This window comes from Albidovulum sediminis (assembly GCF_025380365.1).
Classification (GTDB): domain Bacteria; phylum Pseudomonadota; class Alphaproteobacteria; order Rhodobacterales; family Rhodobacteraceae; genus Albidovulum; species Albidovulum sediminis.
This window is the reverse complement of sequence record NZ_JAOCQF010000003.1, coordinates 385,209-404,252: the sequence shown is the minus strand read 5'-3', so window position 1 is coordinate 404,252 and position 19,044 is coordinate 385,209. Positions and strand designations below refer to the sequence as shown.

General features: G+C 66.1%; 20 protein-coding genes. 14 read left to right on the top strand and 6 right to left on the bottom strand.

Going from position 1 to position 19,044, the window contains the following annotated elements; all coding sequences use genetic code 11:
* Positions 1-22 precede the first annotated feature (22 nt).
* The 5 genes from N5I32_RS16925 (at position 23) to N5I32_RS16905 (ending at position 7,448) form a co-directional block, all read left to right on the top strand.
* Positions 23-1,351 carry an amidase gene (locus N5I32_RS16925; RefSeq protein ID WP_261497089.1) on the top strand — a complete coding sequence of 443 codons (1,329 nt, stop codon included), beginning with the start codon at positions 23-25 and terminating at the stop codon, positions 1,349-1,351.
* A 132-nt stretch (positions 1,352-1,483) separates the two neighbouring features.
* Complete coding sequence (locus N5I32_RS16920; protein WP_261497088.1) at positions 1,484-2,662, top strand: aminotransferase class I/II-fold pyridoxal phosphate-dependent enzyme; 1,179 nt, start codon at positions 1,484-1,486, stop codon at positions 2,660-2,662.
* A 12-nt stretch (positions 2,663-2,674) separates the two neighbouring features.
* A complete protein-coding gene (locus tag N5I32_RS16915; RefSeq protein ID WP_261497087.1) occupies positions 2,675-5,518 on the top strand; it encodes a DNA translocase FtsK in 2,844 nt (947 codons plus the stop codon).
* 209 nt (positions 5,519-5,727) lie between these two features.
* On the top strand, positions 5,728-6,729 hold the full coding sequence (locus N5I32_RS16910) for a YaaC family protein (RefSeq protein ID WP_261497086.1): 1,002 nt from the start codon (positions 5,728-5,730) through the stop codon (positions 6,727-6,729).
* Between the two features lie 128 nt (positions 6,730-6,857).
* Positions 6,858-7,448 carry a LolA family protein gene (locus tag N5I32_RS16905; RefSeq protein WP_261497324.1) on the top strand — a complete coding sequence of 197 codons (591 nt, stop codon included), beginning with the start codon at positions 6,858-6,860 and terminating at the stop codon, positions 7,446-7,448.
* 6 nt (positions 7,449-7,454) lie between these two features.
* On the opposite strand, the gene N5I32_RS16900 is transcribed toward N5I32_RS16905, so the two are convergent.
* Together N5I32_RS16900 and N5I32_RS16895 are read right to left on the bottom strand one after the other, a co-directional pair.
* Positions 7,455-8,030, bottom strand: a complete 576-nt coding sequence (locus N5I32_RS16900) for a transglycosylase SLT domain-containing protein (RefSeq protein ID WP_261497085.1) — start codon at positions 8,028-8,030, stop codon at positions 7,455-7,457.
* Between the two features lie 74 nt (positions 8,031-8,104).
* Entirely contained in the window at positions 8,105-8,986 is an 882-nt protein-coding gene (locus tag N5I32_RS16895; protein WP_261497084.1) for an AEC family transporter, read from the bottom strand.
* Between the two features lie 83 nt (positions 8,987-9,069).
* On the opposite strand from N5I32_RS16895, the gene hspQ reads away from it, so the two are divergent.
* A complete protein-coding gene (hspQ, locus tag N5I32_RS16890) occupies positions 9,070-9,396 on the top strand; it encodes a heat shock protein HspQ (RefSeq protein WP_261497083.1) in 327 nt (108 codons plus the stop codon).
* 2 nt (positions 9,397-9,398) lie between these two features.
* Here hspQ and N5I32_RS16885 read toward each other — a convergent pair whose 3' ends face one another.
* The 3 genes from N5I32_RS16885 to N5I32_RS16875 form a co-directional block, all read right to left on the bottom strand.
* Positions 9,399-10,976: a gamma-glutamyltransferase family protein gene (locus N5I32_RS16885; RefSeq protein WP_261497082.1), complete on the bottom strand. Its 1,578-nt coding sequence runs from the start codon at positions 10,974-10,976 to the stop codon at positions 9,399-9,401.
* A 200-nt stretch (positions 10,977-11,176) separates the two neighbouring features.
* Positions 11,177-11,665 carry an ATP-binding protein gene (locus tag N5I32_RS16880; RefSeq protein WP_261497081.1) on the bottom strand — a complete coding sequence of 163 codons (489 nt, stop codon included), beginning with the start codon at positions 11,663-11,665 and terminating at the stop codon, positions 11,177-11,179.
* Positions 11,655-11,993, bottom strand: a complete 339-nt coding sequence (locus N5I32_RS16875) for an STAS domain-containing protein (protein ID WP_261497080.1) — start codon at positions 11,991-11,993, stop codon at positions 11,655-11,657. The genes N5I32_RS16880 and N5I32_RS16875 overlap by 11 nt, the downstream gene beginning before the upstream one ends.
* A gap of 93 nt (positions 11,994-12,086) precedes the next feature.
* Here N5I32_RS16875 and N5I32_RS16870 point away from each other — a divergent pair, with 93 nt between their 5' ends.
* The 3 genes from N5I32_RS16870 to N5I32_RS21360 all read left to right on the top strand — a co-directional run bounded on the left by N5I32_RS16870 (position 12,087) and on the right by N5I32_RS21360 (position 14,637).
* Positions 12,087-13,265, top strand: coding sequence for a thiolase family protein (locus N5I32_RS16870; protein ID WP_261497079.1), 1,179 nt, complete (start codon positions 12,087-12,089; stop codon positions 13,263-13,265).
* Positions 13,266-13,338: 73 nt separating this feature from the next.
* The gene (locus tag N5I32_RS16865; protein WP_261497078.1) at positions 13,339-13,794 is read left to right on the top strand and encodes a free L-methionine (R)-S-oxide reductase MsrC; all 456 of its coding nucleotides are present in this window, start codon (positions 13,339-13,341) and stop codon (positions 13,792-13,794) included.
* Between the two features lie 66 nt (positions 13,795-13,860).
* Positions 13,861-14,637, top strand: coding sequence for a GFA family protein (locus N5I32_RS21360; RefSeq protein WP_369414341.1), 777 nt, complete (start codon positions 13,861-13,863; stop codon positions 14,635-14,637).
* A gap of 37 nt (positions 14,638-14,674) precedes the next feature.
* On the opposite strand, the gene N5I32_RS16850 is transcribed toward N5I32_RS21360, so the two are convergent.
* Positions 14,675-15,097, bottom strand: a complete 423-nt coding sequence (locus N5I32_RS16850; RefSeq protein WP_261497077.1) for a glyoxalase — start codon at positions 15,095-15,097, stop codon at positions 14,675-14,677.
* Between the two features lie 128 nt (positions 15,098-15,225).
* Between N5I32_RS16850 and N5I32_RS16845 the strand changes: the two genes are divergently transcribed.
* The 5 genes from N5I32_RS16845 (at position 15,226) to N5I32_RS16825 (ending at position 19,031) form a co-directional block, all read left to right on the top strand.
* Positions 15,226-15,849, top strand: a complete 624-nt coding sequence (locus N5I32_RS16845; RefSeq protein ID WP_261497076.1) for a LysE family translocator — start codon at positions 15,226-15,228, stop codon at positions 15,847-15,849.
* A gap of 14 nt (positions 15,850-15,863) precedes the next feature.
* Positions 15,864-16,760 (top strand): homocysteine S-methyltransferase family protein, encoded by an 897-nt coding sequence (locus N5I32_RS16840; protein ID WP_261497075.1) that lies wholly within the window; start codon positions 15,864-15,866, stop codon positions 16,758-16,760.
* A gap of 45 nt (positions 16,761-16,805) precedes the next feature.
* Entirely contained in the window at positions 16,806-17,462 is a 657-nt protein-coding gene (locus N5I32_RS16835) for an RluA family pseudouridine synthase (protein WP_261497074.1), read from the top strand.
* Complete coding sequence (locus N5I32_RS16830; protein ID WP_261497073.1) at positions 17,459-17,962, top strand: DUF1643 domain-containing protein; 504 nt, start codon at positions 17,459-17,461, stop codon at positions 17,960-17,962. The genes N5I32_RS16835 and N5I32_RS16830 overlap by 4 nt, the downstream gene beginning before the upstream one ends.
* A gap of 115 nt (positions 17,963-18,077) precedes the next feature.
* The gene (locus N5I32_RS16825; RefSeq protein WP_261497072.1) at positions 18,078-19,031 is read left to right on the top strand and encodes a calcium-binding protein; all 954 of its coding nucleotides are present in this window, start codon (positions 18,078-18,080) and stop codon (positions 19,029-19,031) included.
* Positions 19,032-19,044: the final 13 nt, after the last annotated feature.

Sequence of the window (19,044 nt, the reverse complement as noted above, 5' to 3'; positions counted from 1 at the left end):
CGAAGATCGGACGGAGGGCGGAATGACGGACTGGCGGGAGATGAGCGCGGGCGACCTTGGACGGGCCATCGGGACGGGGGAGATCGACCCGGTGGACCTGACGGCCACCTATCTGGACGCGATCCGCGAACATGACGCAGGCCACCTCATCTATGCGCGCACGACAGAGGCCCGCGCCCTGGCCGAGGCAGAGGCCGCAAGCGCCAGGGCGCGCGCGGGGCACCGGCTTTCGCCGCTCGACGGCGTTCCGATCTCGTGGAAGGATCTCTTCGACACGGCGGGAACGGCGACCGAGGCCGGTTCGCGCCTGCTGGAGGGTCGGGTACCCCACGCCGATGCCGAGGTGCTGAGACGGGCCACCCTTCAAGGCCTGGTCTGCCTTGGCAAGACGCATATGACGGAACTGGCCTTTTCGGGGCTGGGCGTGAACCCGATGACAGCGACGCCGCCCAACGTGAACGACCCCGCGCTGGCGCCGGGCGGTTCCTCCTCGGGCGCCGCAGCGTCGGTCGCCTTCGGCCTGGCCGCCGCAGGCATCGGGTCCGACACGGGGGGATCGGTTCGCATACCGGCCGCCTGGAACGACCTCGTGGGGCTGAAGACGACAAGCGGTCGCCTGCCGCTGACCGGCGTGGTTCCCCTGTGCGAAAGTTTCGATACGGTCGGCCCCTTGTGCCGCACGGTCGAGGATGCGGCCCTGCTCCTGGCCGCGATGGACGGCTCTCGCCCTGCCGACCTTCGCGGGGCTACGTTGCGGGGTGCGCGGTTCCTGATCATGGAAACCGTGGCGCTTGCGGATTGCCGCGAAGCGCCGCTTTCTGCCTTCGAGAACGCGGTCGCCCGCCTTCAGAACGCCGGTGCTGCCGTCGAAACCGGCACCGCGCCCGAACTGGCGGAAGCGCACGGCCTTGCGGGCCTTCTGTTCACCACCGAAGCCTACGGAACCTGGGCCGAGCGGATCGAGGCGGAACCAGATCGGATGTTCGAACCCGTTCGGGAACGTTTCCGCCTGGGCAAGCGGTTCAGCGGTGCGGAGTATGTTGCCGGCTGGCGCCGGCTGCGCGAGTTGCGCGCATTCTGGAACGCGCGCACCGCGGGCTATGACGCAGTCCTGACCCCGACATCGCCGATCCTGCCCCCGGACCGGGAGCGGCTTCTGTCGGACCCGGACTATTTCGCGGCCGAAAATCTGCTTGGCCTGCGCAACACGCGGATCGGCAACCTCATGGGGCTGTGCGGGCTGACCTTGCCCACGGGGATTCCCTCGTGCGGGATCACGCTGCTTGCGCCGCCCATGGCAGAGGAACGGCTGCTGCGTCTGGGCGCGGCGGCAGAAGCAGCTTTGGCCTGAGCGGGCCGGCTGAAATGCCACAATCGCAGGGAACAACCGGCGGGAATCCGGCGCTTTTTCTGGACCGGGCCAACCGGTTTGGCTAGACTTGATGTCAAACGGGGCGCAATGACCCCGGCAGTTGAGGCATGAATGGCGTTCCCCGAGCGGTTTTCGAACCTGCCTGATTACGCGTTTCCGCGCCTGCGGAAGCTGCTTGACGTCCATCAACCGGGCGGCGAGCCGATCGCGATGACCATCGGCGAACCGCGCCACCCGATGCCCCCCTTCGTGGGCGAGGTCCTGGCGGCGAACCTCCAGGGCTTTGGCCAGTACCCCCCGAACGAGGGCACGCCGGAGCTTTTGGCGGCGATTTCCGCCTGGATCGCGCGGCGTTATGGCGCCCGTCTCGGCCCTGAGCGGCTGATGGTCCTGAACGGCACGCGCGAGGGACTGTTCGACGCCTGTCTGGCGCTTTGCCCCGAGACGAAGGCGGGCAGGCGCCCCGTCGTCCTGATGCCCAATCCCTTCTATCAGGTCTACGCCGCCGCGGCACTCAGCGTCGGGGCGGAACCGATCTATGTCCCGGCGACTGCGTCCACCGGGTTCCTGCCCGACTATGCCGGCCTGCCGGCCGCGACGCTGGATCGGGTGGCGCTGGCCTATCTGTGTTCGCCCGCCAACCCGCAGGGGTCGATCGCCCCATGCGACTATCTGGCGGACCTGCTGGCGCTCGCCGAACGGCACGGCTTCACGCTTCTGGCCGACGAATGCTATTCGGAGATCTGGCGTTCCGCACCGCCACCGGGCGCCCTTGAGGTGGCCGCCGAAACCGGCACGGATCCCGAAAAGGTCGCGGTCTTCCATTCGCTTTCGAAGCGGTCCAACCTCCCCGGCCTGCGGTCGGGCTTCGTCGCGGGCGGATCGCAGTCGATCGCGCGGTTCCGCCAGTTGCGCAACTACGGCGGCGCGCCCCTGCCCCTGCCGATCCAGCGCGTGTCCGAACGGGTCTGGGCAGACGAAGCGCATGTGGAGGAAAACCGCGCGCTTTATCACGAGAAGTTCCACATCGCCGATCAGATCTTCTCGGGCCTGCAAGCCTATCGCGGGCCTGATGGCGGCTTCTTCCTCTGGCTTCCGGTCGAGGACGGAGAGACAGCGGCGCTGAGGCTCTGGCAGGAAACCGGGGTCCGGGTCCTGCCCGGCGCCTATCTCGCGCGTGAGGTCGGGGGCGAAAATCCGGGCAAAGGCTACATCCGTGTCGCGATGGTGGCTCCGAAAGAAGAAATGCAGCGCGGGCTTACGCGGCTTCGCGACTGCCTTTACGGTTGAGGACGGGTAAAGATGGCATCCTATCAGGCACGGCAGCGCGATCCGCTTCTGGACCAGCACACCCAGGCCGCGATCGAGCGGCGGGGGAAGGAACTGCTGGGCATCGCCCTTCTGGCGATGGGGATCGCGACGGCGATGATCATCGGCAGCTACAGCCCTGACGATCCCAGCTGGCTTGCCGCCACCGACGAACCCGCGCGGAACCTGCTTGGCCGGTTCGGTGCCGCCGTCGCCTCGCCGCTCTATGTGATCGCGGGCTATGGGGCCTGGGGGCTTGCGCTGGCCTTCGCCGTCTGGGGCGTGCGCTTCGTCGCGCATGCGGGCGAGGAACGGGCGCTGTCCCGGGCGATCTTCACCCCGATCGCCATCGCGGTCCTGTCCGTCTACGCCTCGACCCATGCGCCGGGCGCGGGCTGGCTGCACAGCTTCGGGCTGGGCGGGCTGTTCGGCGATACGGTTCTGGGCGCCGTCCTCGGGATCGCGCCGCTGGACGCGGGGCTGGCGCTCAAGATCGTATCGGCCGTGATCGGCATCGCTGCGGTTGCCATGATGGCCTTCGTGCTGGGCTTTGACCGGCGAGAGCTTGCGCGGATCGCGCGATTCCTGCTCGTGGGTACCATCGTGGGATATGACTGGGTCCTGCGGATGCTGGGCCGCGGGGCGGTTGCCTCGCTCAAGGGTGCGCAAGCCCTGAACGAGCGGCGACGCAGCCGGAATGACGACGCGCAGCATGAGGGCGACGAAAACGACGTCGCACCCGTCCGCCATCGCAACGCCGGCATCCTGCGGGCAGAGCCAAGGTTTGCAGCCCCCTCCGCAGTCGCTGCGCCGGCCGCCGAAGCCGCGGCGCGGACGGGGATCTTCGCGCGCGTGGGTGCCATGCTGCGCAGCGGGCCGGACGCGGGCGCGCGGCTTGAGCCGGAACTGGTCGAGCGCGACACGGGTCGACTGGCCTGGACCGGCGAAGCGCCGAGCGCCGACCGCATCCGCGAGCGGATCGCCGACGCCGTGAAACTGCGCACCGGGCAGAGCAGCGCCCGCTCCGTGCCGCAGGCTGCAGATCGGGTCGAACCGGGCTTTGCGCGTGCCGAGCCTGTGGTGACGGCGCCTTCGCCTTCGGGCGCAACGCTTCCGGCCGAACCGCCCCTCACAGCGCGCCAGATGCTTGAGGCGGCTGAAGACGAGGACTACGACGACCTCGACCTTGTCGAGCACGGCAGCCCGCTGTCACTGCCCCGGTCCGAACCGCGCCGCGTGGTCCAGCACTCCGACCGCAAGGCCGCCGCGCCCTCGCGCCAGGCGATGGCCGAAGCACAGCCCCGGCTCCGTTTCGATGAGCCGTCCGGCCCGGTCTACGAACTGCCGCCCCTGTCACTGCTGACCAATCCGGTCTCGATCCAGCGCCACCAGCTTTCCGACGAGGCGTTGGAGGAGAACGCCCGGATGCTGGAAAGCGTGCTTGACGACTACGGCGTCAAGGGCGAAATCGTTTCCGTCCGCCCCGGCCCGGTCGTCACCATGTACGAACTGGAACCCGCGCCGGGCCTGAAGGCCAGCCGGGTCATCGGCCTTGCAGACGACATCGCGCGGTCGATGTCGGCGCTGTCGGCTCGCGTCTCGACCGTTCCCGGCCGTTCGGTCATCGGCATCGAGCTTCCGAACGCCCACCGCGAAAAGGTAGTGCTGCGCGAGATCCTCGCCGCGCGTGACTTCGGCGACGGTAACCACCGGCTGCCGCTTGCGCTTGGCAAGGACATCTCCGGCGAACCGGTCGTCGCGAACCTCGCCAAGATGCCCCACCTGTTGATCGCGGGCACCACCGGCTCGGGCAAGTCCGTTGCCATCAACACCATGATCCTCTCGCTCCTCTACAAGCTCTCGCCCGAGGAATGCCGGCTGATCATGATCGACCCGAAAATGCTGGAACTGTCCGTCTACGACGGCATCCCGCATCTCCTTTCCCCCGTCGTCACCGACCCCAAGAAGGCGGTCGTCGCGCTCAAGTGGGTGGTGGGCGAGATGGAGGAGCGCTACCGCAAGATGTCGAAGATGGGCGTGCGCAACATCGACGGCTACAACGGCCGCGTGCGCGAGGCGCTGGCGAACGGCGAGACCTTCAAGCGCACCGTACAGACCGGCTTTGACGAGGAAACCGGCGACCCCGTCTTCGAAACCGAGGAGATCGAGCCGAAGCCGATCCCCTACATCGTCGTCATCGTCGACGAGATGGCCGACCTGATGATGGTCGCGGGCAAGGAGATCGAGGCCTGCATCCAGCGTCTTGCCCAGATGGCGCGCGCCTCGGGCATCCACCTGATCATGGCGACGCAGCGCCCCTCGGTCGACGTCATCACCGGCACGATCAAGGCGAACTTCCCGACCCGAATCTCCTTCCAGGTCACGTCGAAGATCGACAGCCGCACCATCCTGGGCGAGATGGGGGCCGAACAGCTTCTGGGCATGGGCGACATGCTCTACATGGCCGGCGGGTCCCGCATCACCCGCATCCACGGCCCCTTCGTCAGCGACGAGGAGGTGGAGGAGATCGTGACCCACCTGAAGTCCTTCGGCCCGCCGGAATACATGTCGGGCGTGGTCGAGGGGCCGGATGAGGACAAGGAGGGCGACATCGACCTTGTCCTCGGCCTTGGCCAGGACGGCGGCGACGACGGGCTTTACGACCAGGCGGTGCAGGTCGTCCTGCGCGACCGCAAGGTGAGCACGTCCTACATCCAGAGGAAGCTCGGCATCGGCTACAACAAGGCCGCGCGCCTGGTGGAGCAGATGGAGGAACAGGGGCTGGTGTCCCCGGCGAACCATGTGGGCAAGCGGGAGATACTGGTGCCGGAGGGGTGAGGGGGCGGGTCAGCCTGCGTATTGCCAAGCACACCTTGTACTACACTTTCTGGTTGCAGAAGTTACTTTTTTCTCAATAATGACGTGTGCCTAGAAGAGATAGTAAGAGAGCACTGGCACGCTTGAACTAATGAATTACGGGCAGATATTCAACTTTTCGGAGGGACGATTTGCCAGAACAGCTAAGGGTTAGTCAACGGCGGATATGGATGCACAAGGGCGTAACGTCGCCGGACTTCGGCGCGTTGCACGTTCTCAGCAATGACCCATGGCAGTATGTTGAGCTTTCGCTGAGGCGCGCGAAGTCTAAGGAGGCTCTGTCGTATTGGCAGCAAGCTCGGAGATTTGCTGAAGCAAGTGAATTACTTAGCCCTGAAGCCGCCCCGCTACCGATCTATTACGCCTTTCTAAATGCAAGTAAGGCTCTACTTAAGCACAAGAAGGTAAAGCACGGCGATCATCATGGGGTGACGGGCCAGAGATCGGAGGATGCTCGAGCGTCACTTGCGAATGAAACGGTGAAATTTCAGAACGGAGGTATTCTTCCCGCACTTTGTGGCTACTTTAATGAAAGTACAACTGCAGCTGAATACTCGTTAAGAGATATTCTTTGGAACATTCCTTTTATACACCGCGCGTTCTGTCTCTCTTTTACCTCCGCTGCAGAACTGTTTATACCTCTCGAGAGCGCAAAGTACGTTAGGCATGATAAGACCCGAGAAGCGTGGTTTGAGGCTGAGATCGTACCAAGGTTCTCAGACCAGCGTACACTTCGGAGCCTTCCTAATTCTTTCGAAACCTGGGACGCAGACGGTAAGACGCTAGTAAGAAGAAAGAAGCGTTTTGATTGGTATGTCGGTCGAACAAACTCAGAAGATAAGAAACGAGCGCTTCAACGGCTTCAAAATTATCATGGAACTACTAGGCGAGTAGTGGTCAATATAGGCGGGGAGAGAGATCTTTGGTACTTAAAGAAACAGCTTGCTAACAATCACGTTGGGGCCCGGCACACCGTTACTTTGATGTTCGCAGCCATGCATCGTCTTAGTGAGCTTTCGCGATATGATCCTGCAGGTCTTGACCGGCATCTCTCAGGTCAAGCAAACTGGCTCTTAGTTGAATTCATCAACCATGCAATGGGTCAATTTATTGATCAGATAGCAACGGAAATTACAGGATTTCAGTTCTGGCCTCCGAAAATGCGGAGTTAGCGAATTCGAGCAACCTGCATCAAGCGTAAGGAGCGTGCCCTCACGCACCCTCGGACCCGCCCCCTTTCCGCCGATATCACCCCGGCGTTATGGCATAACGGCGGGAAAGGCCCTAGATAGGGGGCATGATGAAGCATGTCCTTGCCGCCCTCCTCGTCCTTGCCGCCGGCCCCGCGGCCGCCGCGAAGCTGTCGCTTGCGGAGATCTCGCGTTACCTCAACGGCCTTTCCACCGCCGAGGCGGCCTTCACCCAGATGAATGCCGACGGCTCCGTCTCCGAGGGGCGCGTGCTGATCCAGCGCCCCGGCCGGATGCGGTTCGAATACACCCCCGACGCCACGCTCGTCCTGGCTTCGGGCGGGCAGCTCGCCATCTTCGACCCGAAGTCGAACCAGCCGCCCGAACAGTATCCGCTGTCGAAGACGCCCTTGAACCTGATTCTGGGCAAAGATATCGACCTGACCCGCGCGAAGATGGTCGTGGGCCATGCCGAGGACGGGCCGCTGACCACCGTCATCGCGCAGGACCCCGACCATCCGGAATACGGCACGCTGACGCTCGCCTTCTCCGCCGACCCGTTGGCGCTGCGCCAGTGGACCGTGACGGACGAGACCGGGAACCGGACGACCGTCGTGCTCGATGATCTGAAGACGGGCGGAAAGTTCCAGCCCTCCGCCTTCTCGATCAGCTACGAGGTCAACAGGCGCGGGCTGAACTGACCGCGCCTAGAGCTTGCCGCAGGTGAAAAGCTGCTGGTTGTACATCTGCGCCCGCGTGCCGACATCGTCGGCCACCCGCAGCAGCCACGCCTTTCCAAGGTGCGACCCGCGGGAATAGCCCGACTGCCCCTCGTGATAGGCCAGGTACTGGTTGGTGGCGTCGAACTTCATGATGCCCAGCTTTCGCTCGCTCTGGTCCATGTACCAGCCGATGAAGTCGGTCGCGTCGTCGATGTCCGTCCGGCTTGCACCGCGGCGGCCGGTCGCGGCGCGGTAGTCTTCCCAGGTGCCGTCGATCGCCTGGCTGTAGCCATAGGCAGAGCTTTGCCGGCCCATCGGGATGATTCCCAGGGCAAAGCGGCGCGGCGTCTTCGCGTTGCCGATGAACTTCGACTCCTGGTAGATCGTCGCCATCTGCACGGCGACGGGAACGCCCCACTTGTCTTCGGTGCGCTTCATCGCCCGAAGATAGGCCGGCCGCTCATCGACGATGTCGCAGGCGTCATCGAGATTGCGCGGCGCCCTGTGGCCGCCACAAGACGCCAGCAGCATCACCAGCGCGATGCACACAAACCTGCTCATACTGCCTCTCGTTCTTTCTTTTCCGGCGATTTTAGCGAATTCGCGCGCCGGTTGGAATCACAATCCCGTCGCCATCAGACGAGGAAACCGAGCGTTGCCGGGATCGAGACGATCGACACGATGGTGGAGACGACGACAAGGCCCGCCACCGCGTCCGCATCGGCGCCGTATTTCTCGGCCATCATGTAGGAGGTGACCGCGACAGGGGTGGCGACCTGAAGGATCAGGACGGCAAGGGCGACGCCCTCAAGACCAAGGCCAAGGCCGGTCATCCAGGCGACGGCTGTGCAGATCACCGTCCGCACCAGGCTGAGGCCGAGCGGCGGCAGGAAGCGGCTTGGATGCAGGCGGGCGATGGCGACGCCGAGCGTGATCAGCATCATCGGAATCGCCATCTGGCCGGCGAGTTCGAGCGTGTTTGTCAGCCAGGCGGGCGTCTGCCAGCCGTTCCACAGGAACACCCCGCCCAGAAGCGTCGCGCCGACGATCGGCTCCCTCAGGACCCGGAGCGGGGAGCCGCCGCCGGAGACGAGCCAAAGGCCGAAGGTGAAGGACAGGATCGCCATCACCGCAAAGATCACGACGGCGTAGCCGAAACCCGCCTCCCCGAATGCGTAAAGCGCCAGCGGCAGGCCCAGGTTGCCGGTATTGCCGAAGATCATCGGCGCAAGATAGGTGCGCTGATCCATCCCGGCGACGCGGACAAGCGCCCAGAAGACGACGGTCAGGACCGCATAGGCGGCGAGTGCTGCCAGCGAGACCGTCGTCAGCGCCGCCGGGTCGATCCGCGTCTTCATAAGGGCTACGAAGATCAGGCAGGGGACCGACAAGGTCATCGCCAACCGGGTCACGAATTCGACCTTGTACTCGAAACCGGCCCGGACCCAGGCGAAGCCGACTGCGCCCAGCAGGAACACCGGTGCGATCGTCTGGAGGACTGTAAGGATGACGTTCACAGACTGTTTCCGCGTGATTCGGCTTCAAGGATGGACAGCAGCGGCGCCACGGGAGTAGCTATGGCAGCATGGGGACGAAATCTATGCTCAAGACGAGTGCGAAATATCACCTTGGTCAGGTGTTGAGGCATCGCAAGCACACATTCCGGGGCGTGGTCTTCGATGTGGACGCGATGTTCTCGAATACCGAGGAGTGGTATGACGCGATCCCCGAAGAAAGCAGACCTGCCAAGAACCAGCCGTTCTATCATCTTCTGGCCGAGAACGACGAAAGCTATTACGTCGCCTATGTGTCGGAACAGAACCTCATCCCCGACGGGGCCGCGGGGCCGGTTGGTCATCCCGATCTTCCCGATCTGTTCGGGGACTTCGAGGATGGCCGTTATTCCCTGCATTTTCAACTGAACTGAGCCTAGTAGCCCAGCGCGCAACCGTCCTTGCGGGGGTCGGAGGCACCGATCAGAACGCCCGAATCCTCGATGCGGATCGCCTGTCCACCCCCGAGGGGCTCGTCAGCTCGAATGACCTTGTGGCCCATCTCCTCAAGCCGTGCCGCCGCCGCTGCGTCATAACCGCGCTCCAGTTTCAACGCGCCATCGACGGCAAAGGCACGCGGCGCATCCAGCGCCTGCTGCAAGTCCAGCCCGTGGTCGAGATGGTTGGTCAGGAAACGGACGTGGCCGGTGGGCTGGTAGGCCCCTCCCATCACGCCGAAGGGCATGAGCACGCGGCCGTTGCGGCGCACCATGCCGGGGATGATCGTGTGCATGGGGCGCTTCCCTCCCCCCGCCTCGTTGGGGTGGCCCTCGGTCAGCGTGAAGCCCGCGCCCCGGTTCTGGAAGAGGATGCCGAACTTCTCCGACGCGATCCCGGAGCCGAAGCCCCAGTAGGTGGAGTAGATCAGCGACACCGCCATGCGGTCGCGGTCGACGACCGTGATATAGACGGTGTCGCGGTGAACCGCCTCCGTCCTGCTGGAAACCAGATCCATCGCTTTGGCGGGATTGATCAGCGCGGCCAGCCGTGCCGCGGTTTCGGGGGCCAGCATGTGACCCAGACGGGTGGTGTGATCCGGATCGGCGATGAACCGGTCGCGCGCGTCATAGGCCAGTTTGGTAGCCTCGGCCTCCAGATGCGCGCGCTCTACGCCCATCGGATCCAGCGACGGCAGATCGAAATGCGACAGGATGTTCAACATCAGGATGGCCGTCGCGCCCTGGCCGTTCGGCGGATGCTCCACCAGTTCATGGCCGCGATAATCGCCGCTGACCGGGTCGCAGTAGGCGCAGGCGGTGGCGGCGAAATCCGCCTCGGTGTGGCAACCGCCCGCGGCACGCAGCGATGCCACCATGTCGGCCGCAACCGCGCCTTCATAGAACCCTGCCCGCCCTTCACGCGCAATGCGGCGCAAGACCTCCGCCTGACCGGGTGAGCGGAAGATCTGCCCGACGCGAAGCGCCTTGCCTTGGTCGAGGTAATAGGCCCGTGCCGCGCCGGACAGGCGGTCTTCCGCCTCGGGCCAGTCGAAGGCCACGCGCGCGGCGACGGGCACCCCGGCGTCCGCGTAGTGGATGGCGGGGGCAAGGCTGGCGCCAAGCCCGGCCCGGCCCCAGTCCGCCGACAACCGGCACAGCGCATCGACCGCCCCGGGCACAGTGACCGATTCGATCGATTCCGTGCTGATGGTGGCTACACCGCGATGGCGCAGATCGGCCGCAGACAATCCCGCGGGTGCGCGACCGGAGCCGTTGAGCGCGATGATTCGCTCCTCCCCCGCCGGTTTCAGCAGGACGAAGCAGTCCCCGCCGATGCCGCAGGATTGCGGTTCGGCAAACCCGAGGAGAACCGCCCCCGCGATCGCCGCATCGACGGCGTTTCCGCCATCCTGGAGAATCCTGAGTGCCGCCTGCGCGGCCAGCGGATGCGACGTGGCGCACATGCCTTCCGTGGCCAGAACCGTGGATCGCCCGGGAAGCTGGAAATCGCGCATCATGTCCTCCGTTTCTGGGCGGAGGCTATGAGTCCTTGCGATGAAAGGGAAGACCTCGGCGTCGCGCTATGGGTGGGGGCTGTTAAACGCGACGCCGAGGGAAGCCTTGTGAAGCTACAGGATCACTCTCGCGTGGCAATCGGGCCGAGTTTTGAGCGAAATGGGGCATGATTGCGGCAGAGATGCACGGCAGGGACGATTCAATCGAAGCTGAGCGGGATCGCCAGTTGCAGAACGTTGCACTCCCCCTCGCGCCCATAGCGGAGGTCGCGCGCCACGTCCCGGATCAGTGCCCATCCCCATCCCCCTTCGGGCAGGTCTTCGATCGCGACCGCCGTCGAGGGCAATCCACCGAGCGGGATCGCGTGATCCGGCAGCGGGCGTCCCCAGTCCCGCACGCAGCAGTCGAGCGCCGCAGGCCGCAGCTCCGCCACGACCTCGAGCGCGCCGGCGCGACCCTCGTCATAGGCGTGCTCGACGATGTTGTTGAGAATCTCGGCCAAAACCAGTTCGATCGAACCGGCATCCGCCGGGCCGATGTGATGCTCCAGCCGCTTGAGCAGCGCATAAAGCAGCATCCTGACGGCCAGTGGTTGTGCCTCGACCTCTGCCACGAACCGGATCGGGCGTCCGGTCGAACCGGCCTGCTTCGGGCCGGCCTTCCGCTGCAGCTCCGCATCAGCCGCCATGATCCATCCCGGTTCCCGGCACCTCTGCATGGATCGTGAAAACGTTGTCCATTCGCGTCAGGTGAAAAACCTTGGCCACGTTCGCGGTCAGCGCCGCAAGCTCCAGCCGGCGCGCCGGCGCCAGGAACTTCATGACCGCCACGATCGCCCCCAGCCCCGAACTGTCGACGAATCGCACCCGGGCAAGATCCATGACGACGCGCGACGGGGCGCCGGCCGCGACCTCACGCATCCGGTCCTTGAACTGGATCGCGCAGGCCGCATCGATCCGGTCTGCGTCGACATGCACCACGAGCATGTCGCCCAGCACCGCCGCTTCCAGGTTCATCCGTGCCTCCGAACACCTCGCATCACGCTCAGGCTAGACGGCAATCCTTACTATTCGGTATGTCTTTGCCCTCAGCACCGGAAAGGAAATCTCATGCAGGACGTTGTGATTGCTGGGGCCGCCCGCACCGCCATGGGCGGGTTCCAGGGCGCCTTTGCCACGACCGAGGCCGCGGTTCTTGGCGGTGCGGCGATCAGGGCCGCCCTGGCCGACGCCGGCGCCCGCCCCGACCAGGTCGAGGAACTGCTGATGGGCTGCGTCCTTCCCGCAGGCCAGGGACAGGCGCCCGCGCGACAGGCCGGTTTCCACGCCGGCCTCGGCGAAGAGGTGCCGGCGACCACGCTGAACAAGATGTGCGGGTCAGGCATGAAGGCGGCCATGATCGCCTTCGACCAGATCGCACTCGGGCAGACCGGCATCATGATCGCGGGCGGGATGGAGAGCATGACGAATGCGCCTTATCTCCTGCCGCGGATGCGGGGCGGGGCGCGGCTTGGTCATACCCAGGCGATCGACCATATGTTCCTCGACGGGCTGGAGGACGCCTATGACAGGGGTCGCCTCATGGGCACCTTCGCGGAGGATTGCGCCAGCGCGTTCCAGTTCTCCCGCGCCGAACAGGACAGCTACGCGCTCGCCTCGCTGACCCGCGCGATTCAGGCCCAGGCGACCGGAGCCTTCTCGGGCGAGATCACGCCGGTCACCGTGGCTTCGCGCTCCGGCGAAACCTTGGTGGATGCCGATGAACAGCCCGCGACCGCCCGGCCCGAAAAGATACCGACCCTGAAACCCGCCTTCCGCAAGGACGGGACCGTGACCGCCGCCAACGCCTCCTCCATCTCCGACGGCGCGGCGGCGCTCGTGATGGCCTCGCGCCGGGCCGCAGAGTCGGCCGGCCTGACGATCCGCGCCCGTGTGCTTGGCCACGCAAGCCATGCCCAGGCGCCGGCGCTCTTTCCCACCGCGCCGGTGCCCGCCGCGCGCAGGCTGCTCGACCGCCTCGGCTGGTCGGTGAAGGATGTCGACCTCTGGGAGGTGAACGAGGCCTTCGCCGTCGTTCCCATGGCCTTCATGCGCGAACTCGGCGTCCCGCACGAGAAGATGAACGTCAACGGCGGCGCCTGCGCGCTCGGCCACCCGATCGGTGCCTCCGGCGCGCGCATCATCGTGACCCTTCTCAACGCGCTCGAACGGCGCGGCTTCCGGCGCGGCCTCGCCGCCATCTGCATTGGCGGCGGCGAAGGCACGGCCATCGCGATCGAACGCCCATGACTTCTTCTTTTCGCAAGTATCCTCGGGGGGTCCGGGGGGCAGACAGCCCCCCGGCTTTCGGAAGGGGCCACGTATGACCATCGACTACCTCGAAACCGGCAGGATCATTGACAGCCTGACCGCGGGCGAAACCGACGAGGTTGCCTTGATGGCTACGGTCGTGTGCGAACTGCACCACGCCGACGACCGGTTCGACTGGACCGGCTTCTACCGCGTGACCGCGACTTCGGTGCTGAAGATCGGCCCCTACCAGGGCGGGCACGGCTGCCTTGTCATCCCCTTTTCGAAGGGGGTCTGCGGTGCGGCGGCGCGAACCGGAGAGGTGCAGCTTGTCGACGACGTGGACGCCTTTCCCGGCCACATCGCCTGTTCCTCCTCGACCCGGTCCGAGATCGTGCTGCCGGTGCATGCGGGCGACGGCCGCCTGATCGGGGTGCTGGACATCGACAGCGATCAGCCGTCCGCCTTCACCCGCGCCGATGCCGAGGGGCTATCCGCGATCCTGCGGTCGGTCTTCGGGCGGCTCTGACGCGGCCTTGCCGGCGGGCCGCTCTCTCCGGCATGATGCGGCGGGGAAACCGGGTGCGAGGATGGAATGGACCTGCGGCACGGCAGCTGCCTCTGCGGCGGCGTGAGCTTCGAGACGGTGGGCCCCCTGCGCGACGTCTGGGCCTGCCACTGCGGACAGTGTCGCCGAACCAGCGGTCACTACTGGGCAGCGACTTCCGTGCCGCTTGACCGGCTCCGCTTCCTCGCCGAAGGGACGCTCGCCTGGTTCGAGAGTTCGTCCGCCGCCCGGCGCGGGTTCTGCCGGCGCTGTGGCGCCAGCCTTTTCTGGAAACCCGCGGCGGAGGCCCGGATGGCGGTCGCGGCCGGCGCCTTCGACGGGGCGACGGGCCTGAAGCTGACCCGACACATCCATGCCGAGGATGCGGGGGACTATTACACGCCGGGCAGCGCACCCCCGGCCCGTCCCGCCGCCAGGGTGCAGCGCCTCGACTGCCGCTGCCTTTGCGGTGGCGTCGCGTTTGGCCTGCCGGGCCCCGCGGGCGGGATCACCGCATGTCACTGCATCCAGTGCCGCAAGCTCTCGGGCCACTACGCGGCGTCCTTCGACGCGGATGAGGGCCAGATCGACTGGCAAAGTCGCGAAACCCTTGGCGAATACGAAACCCCGGCCGGTGGCCGGCGCGGGTTCTGCACGGCGTGCGGATCAAGCCTCTGGTTCCGCTCCGTCGCCGGGGAGTTCTCCATCGAGGCCGGGTCAGTGCTGGGTGCCACCGGCGGACGGCTTGAAGATCACATCTTCGTCGGCTCGAAGGGTGACTACTACGACCTTGACGATAGCTTTCCCGGCGCCCCGCGATGGTGAGTGCACGGCCCGGGCCGACGGGGCAGGCCCCGGGCCGTCAGATGCGCCGGCTGGGCACCCAGGCATAGCCGTTCGGGCACATGATCACGCATTCGCGCAGCCCGTGCGGCTTGTCCTTGGGTTCTTGCAGGACGACCGCGTCCGCAACTGCCGCGGCCCGCGCTGCCGCGATGTCGGGGTCGGTCTCATAAAGCCGAATCTCCAGTCCCGCGCCGCGCGGCCCGGCCTCGGGCAGCAGGGCGTAGAGGGGGTGACTGGCGAATGTCCCGTCCGAATGCAGCTGAAAGATCTGTCCGTGATAGGACATGATCGCGAAGTCGCGGCTTTGCCGGTGGACGGTCATCCCGAAGACTGCCGCAAGGAACGACGCCTCGGCCGCAGCATCGCGCACGAGAAGGTTGAGGCCAAGCCCCTTCAGCGCCCGACCGAAATCCTCTGCCGAAACCGTCTCGAAATCCATGTCCGCCCCCGATCCGTCGCCGGTACACTCTCAGCGCGGCGCGGCGCGGTCAATCCCGCCGCTTGCGCTTGACGGCACACGTACAATCGGGGACGGGTGGGGAAACTCGCCCGGTTTCACTGGTAGCCATGATCGACCTTCTCGCCCAATATCCGTTGCCGGAGTTCCTGACCTTTCTGGCGGCCGGGCTGGTGCTGAACCTGACGCCGGGTGCGGACGTCGTCTTCGCGACGGCTTCGGGCCTTGCGGGGGGGCCACGCGCGGGGATGATGGCGGGTCTGGGGGTCGGGCTGGGCGGCCTTTGGCATGTCGGGCTGGCGACAGTGGGCGTGTCGGCACTGATCGCCGCGGAACCCGCGGCGCTGACGGCCATTCGCTACGCGGGTGCCGGCTATCTGCTGTGGCTGGCCTGGCGGTCCTGGCGCGGTGGCGGTATCGCTGCGGGCACCCGCGGGGCGCGGGGGGCCGGGCGTGCACTCTGGCGCGGGTTCGTGACAAATGCGCTCAATCCGAAGGTTGCTCTTTTCGTGCTGGCCTTCCTGCCGCAGTTCGCGCATCCGCAATACGGCCCCGTCTGGCTGCAGATCCTGATGCTGGGCGGTGTCTTTACGGTAACCGGCACCATCGTGACCATGGGCTACGGCGCGCTGGCCGGCCGGTTCGGCACCCTCCTCGCGCGGCGGGCGGGGGTGCTTGACCGGGTCTCCGCGGTGCTTTTCGCCGGGCTTGCCGGCAAGCTTCTTGTTGATTGAGGGATAAGATAGAGATGGGAAACGTCACGCTTCTTGACGGTGGCATGGGACAGGAACTGGTGGCGCGGTCCGGTGACGCGCCGACGCCGCTGTGGTCGACGCAGGTGATGATCGACCATCCCGGCCTGGTCCGGCAGGTGCACGAGGATTACTTCCGCGCCGGCGCCACGGTCGCGACCACGAACACCTATGCGATCCACCGCGACCGCCTGGTGAAGGCGGGGATCGAGGACCGCTTTGCAGCACTTCATACCCAGGCCCTGGCCGAGGCCGCGGCGGCGCGCGCAGGCCATGACAGCGGCCGCATCGCCGGGTCGATCGGCCCGCTTGTGGCATCCTATCGTCCTGACGCCCATCCCCCTCATGCGGAGGCAGTGGCGAAGTACGCCGAGATCGCCACCTTGCTGAGCCCCGCCGTCGACCTGATCCTGGCCGAAACGGTCGCCTCGCTCGACCACGCGCGCGCGGTTCTCGACGGGGCGGGCGGGCACGGGCGGCCGGTCTGGCTGTCGGTCACGGTGGATGACGAGGACGGCAGTCGTCTGCGCTCTGGCGAGGCGCTGGAGAACCTCGGCGCAGTGCTGTACGACGGCGGCGCGGCGGCGGTGCTGGCCAACTGCTCGGCGCCCGAGGCAATGGCGGCGGCGCTTGCAGTCTTTTCGACCCTTGGACTGCCCTACGGGGCCTATGCGAACGGCTTCCAGCAGATCACCAAGGAATTCCTGAAGGACAGCCCCACCGTCGATGTCCTGCACGCCCGGCCCGAGATGACGCCCGCGCTTTATGCCGACTTCGCGATGCGTTGGGTGGACATGGGAGCCACGATCATCGGCGGGTGCTGCGAAACGACGCCCGCCCATATCGCCGAGATGGCGGCACGTCTGCGCGCGGCCGGGCACCGGATCGTCTGATCTGCGCGCTGGCAGCGCGGTGGCCGATCGTGCTAACGCCGCGCCATGACCGATGCCGCCTATGCACCGCCCGACACCCCCCTGAACGTGATCCACGCCGATCACGCGATCGTCGTCGTCGACAAGCCGGCAGGACTTCTCAGCGTGCCGGGACGGGGCGAACATCTGGCGGACTGCCTGATCGCCCGGGTGCAGCAGGTCTATCCTGACGCGCTATTGGTGCATCGGCTGGATCGCGATACCTCGGGCGTCATGGTCTTTGCCCTGACGCGGCATGCCCAGCGCGACCTTGGCGCGCAGTTCGAGGGGCGCGCGACGAAGAAGGCCTATCGCGCGCGCCTTTGGGGCCATCTGGAGCCCAAGGAGGGTCGGGTAGACCTGCCGCTCATCGTGGACTGGCCGAACCGGCCGCTTCAGCATGTCGATCCGGTCAATGGCAAGCCGGCGCAGACCGACTGGAAGGTTCTGGGCCACGATCCGGACGGCACCACGCGGGTGCGCCTTTTCCCGCTGACCGGCCGCAGCCATCAGTTGCGCGTGCACATGAAGGAAATCGGCCACCCGATCCTGGGCGACCCCTTCTACGCGACCGGGCCGGCGCGGGCGTTTCCCCGATTGATGCTGCATGCCGAAAGCCTGCGTTTCAACCACCCAGAGACGGGAAAGGGTGTGACCTTCACGGCGCCCTGCCCGTTCCGGTGATCGTCCGGCGGCACGAATCCGGCGACGTTTCGTCCGAGGCGCGCTATTCGGATTGCGGCAGCTATCGCTACCTGCTTGCCCGACGGTGGGGACCGGGGGAAAGCCTGCTTTTCGTTCTGCTCAACCCCTCCACCGCCTCCGAGGAGCGAAACGACCCGACCGTTGAGCGCTGCGAGCGCAGGGCCCGGATGCAGGGTTTCGATTCCTTTGCGGTGACCAACCTCTTCGCCTGGCGCGCGACGCGGCCGGCGGACCTTCGGGCGGCGCAAGACCCGGTCGGGCCTGAGACCGACACCGTTCTGACCGAGGCGGCCCTGTCTGCGCGCCGCGTGCTGTGCGGCTGGGGCATGCACGGAAATCTGCTGCGCCGCGGCGAGACGGTTGCTGCGCGCCTTCGCGACGCGGGACTTGTCCTTTGGCATCTCGGTCTGACGCGGGCGGGCGCGCCGCGCCACCCGCTCTACGTCGCCTATTCCCGCGTGCCCGAACGCTGGACCTGAATCAGCGTAAAATTCAACCGATCCCGCGCGCCCTTCGCCAAGTCTTAACCGCCGCCGCGCTGGAATGAGCCCGGGTGATGCAGTCATCGGGCTGCGTGGGCGCGTGGAGGCAGAGATGCTGATTCTGGCCGGAATGATGGCGCTGTTCGCGCTGGGCGCGGTTCTCGACATGTCGAGCGATGACGAAGGCATCGATCCGGAGCCGAAGGAAGACGAGGCGGAGGCGGTGCCATACCTTCCCGGCAGCGACGACGATGACGTCCTTTCGGGCGAGGAGACGGGCGACATGCTCGATGCGCTCGCGGGCGACGACCAGGTGAACGGCTACGCCGGGGACGACACGATCCTGGGCGGGGCTGGCAACGACGATGTTGTCGGCGGCGAAGGGCGGGACGTCCTCTCGGGAGGCGAAGGCAACGATCGCCTGATCGGTGGTGCGGACGACGACAGCCTGGCAGGCGATGCCGGGGACGATACGCTGTCGGGCGAGTTCGGGGACGATCTGTTGCTGGGCGGCGAAGGGCGCGACTCGCTGATCGGCGGTGCGGGCGACGACATTCTGGACGGGGGCGTGGATGACGATGCCCTGCATGGGTCGGATGGCGACGACAGCCTGGTGGGCGGGCTTGGCCACGACTACCTGCAGGGAAGCGCGGGAAACGATACCCTTGATGGCCGGGTCGCTGACAGCGCGGGCGGCGACAGGGACGGGCAGGATTTCCTGAACGGCGGCAGGGGGGATGACACGCTCTTGCTCGGGCGTGCCGATCAGGCGAACGGCGGGGAAGGTGCGGACACCTTCGTCCTGGGTGACTGGCTGAAGGGCGACCGCGCGATCATCGACGATTACGACCCTGCGACGGACACGTTGCAGATCGCCTGCGACCCGGCCATCCACCCCGACGCCCGCATCACGATTTCGCAGGACGGAGAGCCGGGGGTGCCCGGGGCTTTCACGCGCATCTATCTCGACGGGTCGCTGATCGCGGAACTGCGCGGCGCGCCCCATGTCGATCCCGGGCAGGTCCATATTGTGCCACGCAAGGGCACGGTCGACGAATTGCCCTGATTCCGTCTTTTCT